General features: G+C 45.5%; 6 protein-coding genes. 3 read left to right on the top strand and 3 right to left on the bottom strand.

The features are described from left to right. Positions 1–4: 4 nt before the first annotated feature. From HRQ85_RS23775 to HRQ85_RS23765, 3 genes are all read left to right on the top strand, one after another. Complete coding sequence (locus tag HRQ85_RS23775; protein WP_172380759.1) at positions 5–307, top strand: hypothetical protein; 303 nt, start codon at positions 5–7, stop codon at positions 305–307. Positions 308–478: 171 nt separating this feature from the next. Then, positions 479–3,004 (top strand): DNA polymerase, encoded by a 2,526-nt coding sequence (locus HRQ85_RS23770; RefSeq protein ID WP_172380758.1) that lies wholly within the window; start codon positions 479–481, stop codon positions 3,002–3,004. 35 nt (positions 3,005–3,039) lie between these two features. Further along, positions 3,040–3,360: a hypothetical protein gene (locus HRQ85_RS23765; protein ID WP_172380757.1), complete on the top strand. Its 321-nt coding sequence runs from the start codon at positions 3,040–3,042 to the stop codon at positions 3,358–3,360. A 231-nt stretch (positions 3,361–3,591) separates the two neighbouring features. Here the strand turns inward: HRQ85_RS23765 and HRQ85_RS23760 are convergent, their stop codons facing one another. The 3 genes from HRQ85_RS23760 to HRQ85_RS23750 all read right to left on the bottom strand — a co-directional run bounded on the left by HRQ85_RS23760 (position 3,592) and on the right by HRQ85_RS23750 (position 15,798). Further along, entirely contained in the window at positions 3,592–5,979 is a 2,388-nt protein-coding gene (locus HRQ85_RS23760; protein ID WP_216655521.1) for a DUF4238 domain-containing protein, read from the bottom strand. Between the two features lie 430 nt (positions 5,980–6,409). Further along, a complete protein-coding gene (locus tag HRQ85_RS23755) occupies positions 6,410–6,904 on the bottom strand; it encodes a hypothetical protein (protein ID WP_172380756.1) in 495 nt (164 codons plus the stop codon). After that, complete coding sequence (locus HRQ85_RS23750; RefSeq protein ID WP_172380755.1) at positions 6,889–15,798, bottom strand: two-partner secretion domain-containing protein; 8,910 nt, start codon at positions 15,796–15,798, stop codon at positions 6,889–6,891. The genes HRQ85_RS23755 and HRQ85_RS23750 overlap by 16 nt, the downstream gene beginning before the upstream one ends. Positions 15,799–15,806 lie beyond the last annotated feature (8 nt).

Below are 15,806 nucleotides of genomic sequence, written 5' to 3'. Positions count from 1 at the left end.
TTCTATGAACACCAATGAAATTAACACCCTGACTGGCAATATTGAGAAGGACTTTAGCCTGCTAAGAACCAAGGGCGCGAACGCCTTTATGCTGGCTCTGGAGCAGAATATTGAAAAACACGTCGAGGAGTTTGGCCCACTGGATAACGCGGCTTATCTTCAAAATTACTTCGCTAAAGCCATGCGCAGCGCTAAGAAACCGGATGGCAGCAAGAAAACCAACTTTGGCTGGACCGAAGCCTTTAAGAAAGTGATTCTGGCTTTTCGTAAGGTTTACCATATCGAGGTGGTATTCACTTTAAAATAACTCCCTTTGCCTGCGTGCGCTCTATTATTGCCTGTCTTTGTTAGCTCTCATCTTTACCCATATATTGCCCTTCATTATTAACCGTCATTCGTAGCCTGTATTCCCGAGACAATGCACGTCTGAAATTGGCGTGCATTGTCATGTTTACTCCTAACCGTAAAGGTAAATACGATGCAACGTAGTGATATAACCACCCAATTCCAGCTCAACAAATACAGCGATAATGAAATCAGAGAAGCGCTTGTTGAGACGTACTGCCCTGACTCTGTCCATTGCAGAGATAAAGCCATTGCCGATTTTCGGGCGATAATACATAACCCGGTTAAAGACGTTCAGTTAGTGGATAACGAGCTGGCCGAGTTTATGGACACCCGCGCCTTAGCCCCCTGGCTGGCCCGAAGAGGCAAAGGCCAGCATTGCAGCATTGCCATGGACTCGGAATGGGAATATAACCCCGAGCAAAATGGTAATGACATTCTTTGCTACTCCTACAGTGTCGATGTGGATGGCAAGCGATTTAATGGCGTTATCCATACCGACATGGCGAAGTTAATCAAACACTGCCGGGATAATGGCCTATCCAAAGAAGTGGAGATGCGCCAGAGAAAAGAGCTCAGTAACAAGGGCTATAAGCTCTCTTTTGAGGACTTTATCCGTGACATACTGATTGAAGCCAAAAGCCGGGGACTGTTTGATAACTGGCCGGAATACACCACCGTATTCGCCCACTTTATGAGGGCCGACATCGCCTCTTTTAATGAGTTCTGGAACATAGGCAAGAGCAATAAGAACCACAAAAATTCTCTGGAGGTGGTTCAGAACACTGTCTGCTCTGTTGGTGCCGACTATGGCCTGAAGATTGATACTACCGGACAGGGCCGATATAAGCTGGAAAACACCCGCTTCTTCGATAAGTCCAATAACGCATTTGAAACTAAACTGGCCTTCAGAGACACCTGCCTGTTAGCCCCGAATAAAGCCAGCCTGGATGCCTTGGGTGCCATATTGGGCTATGAAAAAGAGACTCTGCCGCCGGGTATGATTGAGCGAATGAGCGACCTTTATTGTGAAAATATTGCCACCTTCAACCGCTATGCGCTGAGAGATTCGGATATAGCCTTGTCGTACGGATTACAACTTGAATCCTTCGCCTTAAAAGAGATGAATCAGGACTTACCTGATGGCATTGAACTGGGTGTAAAACGTCTGCCTGCTACACTTGGCAATATGGCGGTATCTCTGCTTAAGGCCACCTGTGGCAGTACCCAACGAATGAACGCCTTTCTGGGATTGGAGACGCGTAAAACCCAGTACTTTAATCCTAAGACAGGCACTATCAATACCCGCACTGATACCTGTCTTACTCCCGCTCGCGAATTTACCAATCAACTGGCAATTTCAAGCTTTATGGGCGGTGCCAACTTCGGCAGTCATTACGGCCCGACTGAGATAGGCGACTACTACGATTATGACCTTAGTGGCGCGTACACCAGTGCGCTGGTTGACGTACTTTTTCCAGATTATCAGAACGCATTCAGCTCTACCCGTGTTGAAGATTATCTGGGCCATACCATGGGTTTTGCCTATGTCCGGTTCTGCTTTGATAAAGACGAGCCTTATCCTTGCATTCCCTGTAGAACAGATATGAGGGGTATCTATTATCCCCGCTCAGGACAGGCGTATCTGACCGCACCTGAAATTGCCGTGGCGCATAATATGGGATGCAAAATAGATATCCAGTTCGGAACGGTTATTCCATGGGTGAAAGGCTCTGAGCCTCTGTTTAAGACCTTTACCACGATTATCCGGGACCAGCGTGCTAAGTATGAAAGCCAAGGCAATGAGCTGTACAGCCAGCTTATTAAAACCCTCGGAAACAGTGTCTATGGCAAAACAGCTCAGGGACTTGTCGAACGCAACGTCTTTGACTCCAATACTGGACTGAGTAAGAAAATCCCCTATTCCCCCATCACCAACGCACAGCTGGCAAGCCATGTGACCGGTTTTGTCAGAGCCTGCCTTTATGAGCTGATAATGTCGACCGCTCGAAAGGGTTATTCTATTATCAGCGCTACCACAGATGGATACCTTACTGACTGCCCTCAGCATGAACTGGATCTGAGTGGTGCTAACTGCCAGCGCTTTTTGCAAATATGCCGTGAAGTGGGTGACGGTGAGATGATTAAGCTCAAGCACCATGTTCGCCAGCTTATAGCCATGAAAACCCGAGGCCAGTTAACGGCAGAGCCCGGAATGACCAAACCTGTATGCGCCAAGGCAGGAAAGAAAGCCCCTAAAGGTGTGGATGAAAACAGCTGGATGGTGAAGACCTTTCTGGAGCGTTATCCGGGCCAGCGCCTTGAAGAGAGCCATTTAGCCTCGCCACGTGATATGTGGAGGGACCATTTAGATCTGATTTCTATTTCAAGAAACAAGCGACTTAATCTTGAGTTTGATTTTAAACGCTGCCCGGTCAACCCGAGAATGGTGAAAGTGCGCCATCCTGAAACAGGTGAAACCGTTGAACACCTGGCCTTTGATACCCTTCCTTGGCCTACGGTAGAAGATGGCCTGTTTGCCCGCACCTACTTTGATGAATGGCGGGAGAACCGCTGCCTGAAAACCCTGCAAGACTGGTATAGCTGGATAGACTTTTACAAGGTTAAGAAGTTTACCAAGGGAACCGGACTGAAATAACCAAGGGTGGCTCGCTGGAGCTATTTCGCTTACAGATGCTAAGAGCCATTACACAGGGTAAATGGGGACTGCCTGAGCAACCCGCCAGAATCCCTAAAGGCTTCTATGAGAATCTAGCAGAACAGTTAACAGATGCGGGCTTTGAAACCACCAAAAAAGACTGCGCTAACGCCAGAGCGAAATCACGCAAAGTGTATGAACAGCTAATGCCTGCTACCCAACAAATCATCCCACTACTGGCCTGGCTGGTAAAGCATCACCCTGACGTTGATATGGCGCTTATATTCCACCCCTCTGAACTGGAAGAGGCAAAGAAATTGCTGCTGGACTACCAAACGAAACCGAGAGCGGCTTAGTTTTTAAGGTATGAGTTAACCTGCTGATTTTTAACTATTAAACAAGTTAACTCATTTATTGGTAATGGCAATGTAGTGGAGCGATTGCTGATTCAGATTAATGTTATCGACTAAGAACAGGTTCAGATCATCGCCATCGGAATTGCCTTGTCACTGATCATTATCTCTATTGGCTTGGTGATACTTGTTTCAGCATGATCAATCATCGCAGAAGAAGTTATACTACCGATGTCATTTATTCGGTATATCAATACCATAAACAGATCGAACTTGATTGTCGTACGCCAAACAACTAGAGCGAACCAGTAACCGTTGAACACTAGTGTCATATAACCCACCGTCAGGGCTCAATGCCTTAAACGATCTGGTCACTAACTGCCCGTCAGCCTGTTGAAGTTGGTTAGTAAGCTCTAAAGCTTGACCAGCCAATTTATCTAACTTAGTGGTATCACGATCATTACTCCAAATCATATGATCCGCCGCTTTTACGAGATTTCTGGTTGAAGCGAAGATACTCGGAGACTTCTGCAAGGTCTCAAGGAATTTGTAATCGATAGGAATAGACTTCAACTGGTCCGTAGCCTTACCCCAAGGATAGGTGACAATAGCCTGCTCTCGGTGCTGTGCTGAAGCTAACTCTCGCCATCTTATATCACTGTCTGTAACGATGACTGAACCAGTTACTTGTGCAATGAATAGTGCCATCTCATAGTTTGGCGCCATCTTCGACTGAATAAGTTGCCCACCTTTACCTTTATTCATAGGTTGCAACATCATTAACGGTGAAGCCTCTGCATGACGTTCCAATTCGGTAATGCTATTTGTAGCTATTTCCTCAGTTAATCCCAACTCCTCTATCAGAAATTGAATTTTTGCATCTCTAGGCCTCATAGCTATTGAGTTTAGAGAGTCTTCTATTGACAGAGTCATGAATCGCTGATGCTCTTGTTCGCATAGCTTTATTTCTGCATGACGACTCCTCTCTTTAGCCGCGCCTATCACTTCTCTCTTTAAATCAAGGTCAAATTCCAGCGGGTCAGGTATGAGGTTAACTAGATTAAGCCTAATGAATGGTTCTATCTCAAGCATAAACAGGAAATCCTTTAGTGCTTGATACTTGTACTTACTTGGAGATTCGATAGGGCTAAATTCTGGTTTAATGTGATTAGGATTGATTATTGGTGTTTCTATCAAAAACTCATCAAATGTAGACGCCAATGGTAATGCGTGCTCACTAATCAGGCGAACATCTATAGGGCCTGCGTATAATCCTCTAAACTTACCATCTGGCTTAGGTAGTAAAGAGTAAATCTCAGTATCACGAGGCCACAACGCGGAATAGAAGCCATAAATCCTTGATACCTGCTCATTAGATAGTTCGCGTCTAACATCCAACCACGTTTTACCACTATCTAAGCCAAGTACGTCACGAATACAGGCGCAAAAAGCTAGGTTTCGCTCACGGATACTGGCTACATTCCAAGCAATACGCTGGTCGAAAGGAACGTTGCGGCAACAGTTCTTGTACTTTCGGCCGCTACCACAGCCACAAGGGGAATTACGACCAATCTTAGATTCATCGATGTTTTTGTTCAGATAATCAGCGGGAGGAGCTGTGCGACCAAATGCATCTTGATAGTGAACAGAACCATCTTCAAACTTGGTATACATTTCACCACCAAATGAATGAAGTTCTTCAGATGCTGGAAGCAAGACAGGTCTTATATCCGCCCAGTCACAAGTCACGTGCTTTTCAGGGTATAACCAATCCTCTCTACCGGCTGCGACCGATGAGTGAGATCTCGTTTTAATAACATGATTAATTTTGGTTACTTCGTCAGAGGTTAATTTGCGAGTGTTGATAAACTTGATGGAGTTAACCATGCTTTGACGGCTGCGGGTGGCATTAGTCCGTTGCTCAAGTGGGTTTGCGTTATCAGGGTCACGAGCATATTCAAGGTTTGTCAGGATTAGGCATCTATTCTTATCCAATGGGAATATAGTTTGCGATCCCTTAAAAGCTATATCTGGATCGCTCGGGTACACGCATAGTTCAGATTCGGGGGGACAAGCATGATTGTAAATAGTAACTGGATGATCGGATACGATAAACTTAACGTCTGAGTTCTCAGCTGATACAAGCTCTCGGACACCTTCAGCCCAGAAAGTGCAGTGCATAGACCGTAAATACTGCATTTCCATCATGAGTTGTAGTTGAGAGAGCTCTGGGTATTTGCTTTGAATCCAACTTAAACCTTTTGGAGTTCTTAGCTTCTGGGCATCAAGGTAAATAAACAGGTTCTGAAAATTGTGATGCCATTGGGACAGGTCGTCTGTGAGGAATGCTCGAACGGCTGATGAGCCATTGTCATCAATGGGTCCAAAGAGTTTACGTTCTATATCATCATTAACCTCTTCTCCAAAAAATGTTGAATAGAGGTCTTTTTTGTAGAAACGCTGAGCAGAAGTTTGCCATTTCTTAGAGTAGACAGTTTTGGTTTCGCCATTCTTCAGAAAAATGTCTCTGCACATTAGATGGCAAAGCTGGTCATCTCGCTCTTCCATAAAGCCTTTTTGGTGCCATTGCGGTACAAAATGATTATCTCTTGTTTTGGTCATCTGAATGCCATTAATTCAACCCAGTGAATATGTGTAGAGTATCTTAATAACAGGGGTACCGAAAGTAGATAGGTTGATCAAGTATTTTACTCTGAGGAGGAAATGAAACCAGTACCGCTAACTCACTTTCCGGCGAAAAAAGAGCTGGGAAAATCCCTGAATTCTCCTAGCTTAAACCCACTAGAAGCCGGATTCCTTCGTCACAAATAACCTACATATCCACCCAAGTGTGATTCATACCTTACCCGTTATAACCAGAACACACCGAATCACCACCCTAATACCGCAGAGTTTAACAATATATTGCTGTGGCTAATGCCGCTGGAATTTGCTGTTTCTGGTGGCGACAGAGGGTTCTGTGGGATTGGTGGGTGATTCAGGGAAGAGGGACGCCACTCGGATGAGTGGCGCTATTCATATATTCTGAAGTCTAAACTGCCGGGATAAACACTAAAATACGGTTGTTAGAATAACCACACGGCCAACCACCATTAAGATAAGAACTAAATACATCTTCGAAAAAGTCATTATCCTTTCCAAAAATAGCTCTGCTGTACAAACAGCCTTTAAAATCTGAAACAATATCATCTAACAGTTCAGCGTATTGTTTTGGTAACTGTTTCCGTATAGAACTATCCAAATCATTCATTAAGCAAGAGAGCTTAAGATCAATTTCCTTGTAGTCTTTGTCGCTATAGATTACTTCCCATATCTCACTCATTTTATCAGACCGAATGTCTGACCATGTTAACTCGTCATCTCCGTATACATCTTCCCAAGCTGCTTGTTGGGCTATGTTCAGGTCATTAACCGAATGACCTAAACTCATACCTTCTGACGGTTTAAGTAAGTGCTTTTCATCTAAAAAATCTAATACTTCAACCACTAAAGTGGAATTTTTACCAAAATCTATTTGTTTATCCATTTCAACCATACTTCTGTTTTAGCCCCATCAACATTTCTTACTGGCATACCTGATTCAGTAATTTTCTTAAGTTTTAGCTGCAAATCATGAACTTGTTTTTGCAGTTCAAATGCTGGCAAATCAGGGTCTAAGTTATTTAAGCTCTGCCTAACAGCCTCAGTGTAATTGGGGTGACTTCCAGTGTGCCTTGGGTTTGAACTGATCGTCCCTTCTGGTTTAGCTTTACTCGCTGGTAAAAACATACCATTCGATGCATCATCTAAATTAATTCCTACTTTCTTTAGAATCGGATGAGTTTTTAACTCTGAAGGAATTAAATGCTGGGCTTGATAACCAGTCCAAGACTCATTTCTATCCCGTCCCATTGATTCATTCAAGTTCTTTCCTAGCTTAGATGAGCTTCCCCCAGTAACCTTACCAATCTCACCTGAAAGAACTCTTCCACCATTAGGTAAGGAAGCACTATAATCAGCTCCATTTCCAACTGCATCAATCGTAACATCATCAGCACCATACTTAGAATTCGAATCCGCAATTTTCTTACCAGCACCTAGACTGGCTCCAATACCAATAACAGATAAACCAAATTCAGCGCCATTCTGGAACTTAGTAGAAAAACCCTCTCCAACTTCTCGCTCTCGTTCTAGATTCTGTTCGTGCTTCAATACACTCACGCCATCAACTTTAGCTACGATCTCCTTACCTGCTTCATGCTTAACTTCTTCTAAGAAATCTCCGAAAGCAGTATCGACAGCAGTATCCTTAGCCATATCGATAGCAGTTTTAACAACACCACCAGTTAACAAACTTACCGCAATCATTGCCGCTTCAGCTTGCTCTGTTGGTAAGGTGCTAACATACTTCTGAGCGCTGTCTAAACCATCAAGTACTTTTTCGGGAGCATTTAGATATCTACCTTTAGTGATAACTATCTCAAGTGGTTCACCCGAAACGTGAGGCTTGTTAGTACTAGCTGTAGTATCCGCTGCATTTGCTTCTTCTGCTTTCTGGTCATATGCGTGCATGATATCGCTAGCAACTTTATACAAATCTGGATCAGTCAGCAGTTGCTTAGCTAATGCAGGATCGACACCTTCTTCAATCATCCTATCTAAAGTCGATTCAGCATTACCTTTTAAAGCTTCCGCTATTTGGGGGTCATCAACGTTATAAAGTGCTTTAGATAAATCTTTAGCACCTAGGTCAAATGCTATATCACCAACTTTCTCTTTTATGGAAGTTACATCATTTGCTATCGCCTCCCTTCCCTCTTCGGTCAGCAGACGGTGATCTATAGTGACATCAAAATCCCCCTGCTTACGGTCAACAGTGAACAGGTCCTTTTCGGTATGTTCGGTGTCGCGATTTAGGGAAGTGGTGTCGTCGGAGTTTTCTGAATCCCCAATGGTTAAATTGCCCTGACCAACCGTTGCCAACGTCTTGCTCTTGTCGTAACCAGACGCGTTTTTGTATTGGAGGGACGTTGAGTTATTAGTCGAATCCAGCTTGCCGTTATTTACACCGACACTGGTGTTAAGGCCTAAGCTTTGATCTTGACTGTAGCTAGTATTAGACAGATCCGCATAAGTTAATGAGCCTGTCGTTAGGTTAAGCTGACCACTGTCTTTGCCTTCCTCATCCAACGCGGCAATAGTCGCCCCTTTAATATCTGTGTTACCAGCAACATCAATATCTAAGCGACCGTTTGACGTTAAGCTGGTGACCACCGTTTGTTTGCTGCTAGTTCGTCCATTGGAAGCGTTGATACCAGAGCTGCTTCCTGTCAGCTGTCCTGCGTCACTCTCCCCTGAAAGAGATAAACCGCCACTCATGCCTTGTCCTTTATTGCTAGAACTATGGCGGTCTTGTACAGACCCGACATTCAAGTCACCACCGACATCAAGCGTTAAGCTCTCTTCAGCATCAACCGTTCCCCCTTTGAGGTTGGTGTCTTGGACAGAGGTAATTTTGATATTATCGGCACTTAATTGACTATTATTATGAATTTTAGAGGATGACGTGCTTTGGTTTCGATCAAAGCTTGCATCCAAGTTAATGCCCGATGACGCTCCATACACCGTCATCGATGCGCCAATCTTACCTGACTGCGTTTCAGATTTAGTACTGGTGGTATCTTGCGAAGCGGTGATATTCACCTCATTTGCAGTGATAGACAGGGCGTCGTTCGCCGCTAATTCTGAACCTTGAATATTCAGGCTGTTGCCACTGTTATTCCCCGCTTTAATATGGATATTTTGTCCGCTTAGCGTTGAGCCCACTGAAGTGGTCGTTAGGGAATTGGACTCGGTTTGGCTTGCTTCAATATCGAGGTGAAGACCTGCATTAAAACCATAAGTGCCCGTACTTTGCGCCGCCGCAGCCGTTTGCTGGACCAGCAAGGTCGTTTTTGAAGCCACATCTTCAGCCGCTAGCGCCACACCTGCGACATACCAAGCTTCATCACTTTTCACTTCACTGATTAAGTCATTGAGCTCTTCGATATCTTCAAACGTGACGCCTGGCTTTTTATCGGCGTACTCTTGCTCCAACATGCTGAGTGTTGACTCTAAAGAATCGAGCCCTTTCTCGTACTGTTTGTAGTCTTGTTGTGCCTGCTTGAGGTTCTCTTTCGATTGTTGGAGCGCTTGTGCCGCCTTGGCAACTTCTACCGCTTGATGCTGAACGACCAAGCTCGCTTCCGCTTTACCATGAATGTCTTCACGTTGTTCACTGAGTGTGTCTACCGCCTCTTTAAGGGTTACATTCTCTTGGGCGGTCAGCGTTAAATCACCAGCTTGGTCTTGATTACTATCGGCTACCAACGTAGAGCCCTCGACTAAAATAGACGACTCTGCACCCACAAATAGGTTATCACCTGCTGTAATCACACTCCCTTTATGGCTTAGTGCGTCACTTTGCTGTTTGACTTTATCGTAGCTCGCATCGCCGAGAGAGATTTTCACTTGACCATCATCAACGCTCACACCATTGAAACCATCACCTAAACTGACTGACAACTTCTCTTCACTTGAGAATGAATGCGCCTTTTCTTTCGCTGCAAGAATAGAGACATCGCCAGTGTCGGCCGTTAAAGCGATATGCTTATCCGCGTGAAGCTCTGAGCCGATGAGGGTCACCGCGCCACCATTGACCGAGAGGTTACCGCCTGATTGAATGACACTCGACTGAGCAGTAGAGCTTTGCTGGCCCTCACGCTTTTTCTCCATCTCAAACAGGTGACCACCGCTTAGGAAAGCCGCTTTTTCATCCCACGCTTGGCTCTGCTTGAGCACTTCGCCAGCGGCAACCAATACATTATTCATCGCAGTGAAGTTAACCTCTTCGCCACTCGACACTTCACTGGCGATAACACCAATGTCATTGCCTGCTTGGAGAGAGGTATGGCCTGAGTTAATCAAATAGCTGCTATTTAGCAACGTGGCGTTATCAATGCTGCCTTTGTTGCTGCCACTTAGCCCCCCAACGCCTTTTTTGATGGTCTCATGTCGTTCAAATTCCTTGTAGGTTTGAGCCGCAAGGGTGACATCCCCATCGGCGGATAAGCTCACTTCACCACCCGCGTTCAAAGAAGCACCGATCACATTGATATTGCTGTCACCACCGGCGGTCATCGCTGAATCTAAGTGTTGCGCTTTGATGCTAATGTCATGACCCGCCGTCATTGCACTGCCTTTCACCTGCTCTTGATAGGTTTCATTGATTGTGGTTTTACTGCGACCAAAGGACTTCTTCGACACCGCTTTATCAAAATGGTACTGGTCATCATTTACGGCAAGAACGTTGACATCGCCCTTGGCATTAAGATAGGTGGTTTGCTCCGCTGCAACCGTGCTCCCAGATAACGTAATGTCGTTTTGAGCCTGCAGTGAGACATTCTTCCCCTCAATCATCGACCCTTGATGCTGTTCACTTCGATTGATTGCGGTGTAGTCTGAACGATAAATATGATCTGACTGTTTATTGAGTGCAGTTTGAACGGTGATGTCACTCCCTGCTGCCAAGCTAAGGTTCTCGCTTGATGTCACTTGGCTAGCGGTGACGGCAATATCTTGATCCGCACTCATTGTTAGGTTTCCACCAACTGTAACAGTCGCGCCAATTTGAGAGGTTTCACTTTCCCCTTCTCGCCACCCTCGCGTAGTAACGTCATAGCCATGATTTTCTTCTTTCGCGCTAACGATGATATCTTGCCCAGCCTTTAAGCTAGCGTCTCCATTGGCTTTTATATCCGCCGCCTGGTTTTCAATATTCTTACCAGCGTTAAGAGCCAATTTGCCCGTTGAGGTCATGGTAGCCGTCCTACCGACATCCGTGAACGTGCCATGATTATTGCCCAGTGAAGCCGTACTGGTCGTTACTCGAGTCTCATTGATAATGCTGCCGTCCATTGCTTCAAGTGAGACATCGTGACCTTGAATATCACCACTGACGTTGATGATGTCTTTCTCTGCAGTTAACGAGATCTGACCACCACTAGCAATAGTGCCCCCCCTGTTGGTGATGCTGTTTGAGCTATTTACATTAAGGCTTGAATCTGCTGACAATTGGCCGCTATTGGCTAGGTTGCCTGCATCGATACTGATATTTGAACCGGCAATTTGAGCACCGCTGCTCAAGTCATCGATTGTCACCTGGGCCAAATAGAGCTTAGGCGCGAGCACCGTTTGACCGTCGACGTCAATCTCTTCATACCAAAGGATATCTTGAGTCAAATTAGCGACTTGATCTGAAGAAAGAGCCATGCCCGCAGTCAGGTTGAGTGACGCTTTCTGAGAGGCCGCTGCATCCATCAGCTGCTGCATTTGGTCTAATTGGCTACCGACTGAAGCGTTTAAGTACTGCTGTCCTGTTTGCTCAAAAATGGCCTGGCTAATGATGCGCGAATCATAAAATGCATCACCTAAGAACTTAACATCGGCTTCAGGATTAAAGCCCACGCTACTCATGAAGTAATCGGATCCTAAGAAGTTACCCATATTGGTCAGCAGGGGGTTGGTCTCAATGAGGTACTTACCTTTCGGGTCAGGTGAGAGAATAAATAACCCATTAGGCGCAGTAGGAAAAACATAATCCGGAAAGGCTATATCATTCCTGTTTACAAAAGTAATGGTAGGCCCCGTCACTGAGGCTGATGATGTCGTCTTTAACTCAGACGCCGATTCCGTCGGCTGAATCACGGTTGCGTTCGCCTTTAACTCAGGGGCTAGTTTGGTCGACTGAACAGCAATCGCGTTCGCCTTAATCGTGGCATTATTGACCTTGTTCGCAACATTAAGCGTTAAGTTGTTGCCGGCTGTGATAGAAGAATTAAGTTGACCTGAAGAGCCTGTTTTGACTTTGCGTGTAGCCGTTTTATCAAACGCAAACGTATCCCAGTCCCAAGGTCGTCTAAGCTGATAAGTATAATAAGTCTCATACTCCGAAAATTCATACCCTTGATTCGTTAAAGACTGCGCTGTGATATCCACATTTTTCCCGGCGATTTGGCTTGTTTGGTTAAGAACTGTATTCGCCTTGATTAATAGGTTATCGTTAGCAACAATATTTCCAGCACTAGAGGCAGCACCTAGCTGTTGCCCTTCTTTTAGAACCATAACCTCAAAGGTTTCTCCGCTTTCAACTTCATAACTATATGACCAACACCAATCATCATTACATATAGGTGTTGATGTGATGACAGGCTGATATTCCGTCCCTTTTGATGCGAATACCTCGCCAAACTCAGCGCGTCTATCAATAGTGGGGGTACTTTTGATATCTAATGTTGTTCGTTTATTGGTCAGCGTTTCGGTGTAAATGCCAATATCTCCGCCCAATGACTCGATAGTCCCAGAACTATTCGTGACACTCGCACTCTTCTGTTTTGCGGCATTTTTGGCAATCAATAAATCATTCCCAACCACAATATCGGAGGTGTTATGCAGCGTGTTGGAGTAGAGGTTGGCATTATTCCCTGCGTATATCAGACTCTGGTTGTTGATCCCATTTGAGGCCGTTGTGGTTAAGTCACCCAAAGCAACCAGCCCACCTTTGTTGACCAGAGAGCTGACCGTCAAACTCAGGCCATCTAATGCCTGAAGCGTTCCGGAGTTGTTCAGTTGCCCAGCAGAAAGACTGACATTTTGCCCCGATATCGTCCCTGACAAACCATGAGTAAAATCATTCGTTAATAAAACAGACGTATCACCGCTGGCCGTTAATGTTCCATGATTAGATAAACGGTGAGAAGAGAGGGTTAAGTCTTGACCGGCAATCACTTGAGCCTGGTTAGTGACCGATGACGCAGAGAGATTGAGATTACCTTGCGTTCCTATATCACCGTGTATAACTGTGCTTGTCGTATCGATTGTCAGATCACCGACACTAGCGATACTCCCTTGCTGCTCAAGGGTATTTGCGTGAATAGTCAGCCGACCACCAGAGTGAGTTCTGCCTTTGTTGGTGACGCTAACACTCTTCTTTTTTGCGGCATTTTTAGCAATCAATAAATCATTCCCAACCACAATATCGGAGGTGTTATGTAGCGTGTTGGAGTAAAGGTTGGCATTGTTCCCTGCAGATATCAGCCCCTGATTGTTGCTCCCATTAGATACCGTTGTGGTTAAATCCCCCAGAGCAACCAGCTCACCCTTGTTGACCAGAGAGCTCGCCGTGAGATTGAGGTTGTCCAATGCCTGAAGTGTCCCCGAGTTATCGACTTGAGCCGCAGAAAGACGGACATTGCGCCCCGATATCGTCCCAGATGAGCCATGAGTAAAGTGACTCGTTAATAAAACAGACGTATCACCGCTGGCCGTTAGCGTTCCACTATTCGACAAGCTTTGGGCAGACAAGGTTAAGTCTTGTCCCGCCATCGCTTGAGCATTGTTAGTCACGGCTGAGGCCGTTATGTTGAGGTGACCTTGCGTTTCTATATCACTTTGTATGTCTAAATTTGTCGTATCGATTTTCAGGTCACCGACACTCGTCAGACTCCCGTGTTGCTCAAGAGTATGAGCGTCGATAGTGAGCCTCCCCCCTGAGTGTATGCTGCCTTTATTCGATACATTGCCAGTATCAATAGACAGCTGATTGATTGCACGGAGCTGCGCTGGCATATCAATATTAATGTTTGATGTGGAGGCTAAGTCGAGCTGCGTGGCTTCTAACGTCCCTAACACATTGATTGTCTCACCTATGACTTGCAGGGTTTGCTTGGCTTGGGCCTGACCCGATAACGTTGCACTTTTGGCGGTGATTGAAATGTTTTGTTCTGCGATAACTTGACCACTTTGATCTAACGACTCTGAGTTAACGACGACTTGATTGGCATTCGTTACCCCCTCGTGAGCAAGTGTTTCCGCATCAAATGTGATGGTGCCATTACTGTTCAGTTGGCCCTTTTGTACAAGAGTTTGAGCATTAAGGGTAGTATTGCCCGTCGATTGGAGGGTGGCATCTTGCCAAATGTCTAATGTCGATTGCGCCTTTACGGATAACGCATTGGCCGTAATTTGACTGTCAAGGTTGACAGAGTCCACCTCTAACTGCGCTGAATCTGCAGTCATTGTGCCAGAGCCAACGAACACGAGCTGATCTGTTTTAACGTCTAACGTTGAGCTGGCATTCATCTCACCGTTGTTTTCAATGGCCTCTACGCCTTTTAATACTATATCACTCGCCGCAACTGCACTCTTAGAGTCCAGCCCTAACGATCCGATCTGGCCCGATAGGCCGCCTTTAGAGACAACCTCACTACCCTGTAAGGCCAATTGCGCAGATTTAATACTGAGTTCAGCATTAGCATTGGTTTGATTCTTGTTTTTTATACCACTGAACAATTGACTGTTTTGAGCCGTGACGTTTTCGTTCGCTGCCAATTCAACCCAATCCCCAGCGGTGACCGTTGTGTGGTTTAAAGCGATACTATTCGCGCTAATCTTAAGTTGCTCTTGTGCGCTTTGCTGATTGGTTAACTCAACATCTCGACGGCTCGTTATATCGATGTTTCTCGCACTTTGAGCGGATGCAAGCTGCACTTTGCCATCAGCCGTGAGCACAATGTCACCCACATTCGAGACGAGATTACCCAGGTTTACCCCAACGCCATCTTCTGTCGCCACTAAAGAAATACGCCCTGCGTACATACCGCCTAAAGAGGATGAATCGATGGCGAGTGTTGGTTTACTCGATGACGTTGAAGGTTGTTCAGTTACTTGATTGCTTTGATAGCTGACCTTATTACGGCCTGTAATGATAGACAAATCATTAGCATGAATATCCGCGTTGATTTCAGCCGTCCGGCTGATGATATCAAAATACGTTTGCTGAGTGGCATCGAGACCTAACCCTTCAATAGTCACACTCCCCTTAGCAACATCAAACCCCGTCAATTGCCCATCGTTAAGCTCCGGAGCCCCTGTTGATAACGTCACGCGGGGCGTATTGATAAAGCCACACCCGTCACAGGTAATGCCGTAAGGGTTCGCCAATATAACATTGGCTTGTTGACCAAAGACTTCGGTATAACCTTCGAGCTGACTACGAGTGCTTCCTGTCACTTCATTTAAAATAACATTGGCAGCCTTACCTTTTAGGTTCGGGTTGTTTTGCAAAAGTCCACCAAGTTGAGATTGGCTAAGCTGAACCGTTGAGTTATTGAGAATAAGCCCTTCAGGATCCACGCTAAATTGCTGATATTTATTATGAGATAAGCCTTTGCCATTAGGCGTGGCAATATTAATCACCTCAACCCCATTTCCGGCTTGAGTTTTACTGGTATTGACTGACTTATTATCAATAACGACGTTCGCCAACGCCGGCTGAAGTGTCAAAACACTGCAAAGCGCATACGTTAGCCACACGCCACCTTGAGTCGTTTGCTTACCCATCATTTACCCAC

The organism is Vibrio sp. Vb339 (assembly GCF_902751245.1).
GTDB classification, from domain to species: Bacteria; Pseudomonadota; Gammaproteobacteria; order Enterobacterales; family Vibrionaceae; genus Vibrio; species Vibrio coralliirubri.
Note: the sequence above shows the minus strand (reverse complement) of the source record. Positions and strands in the feature narration are given on the sequence as shown.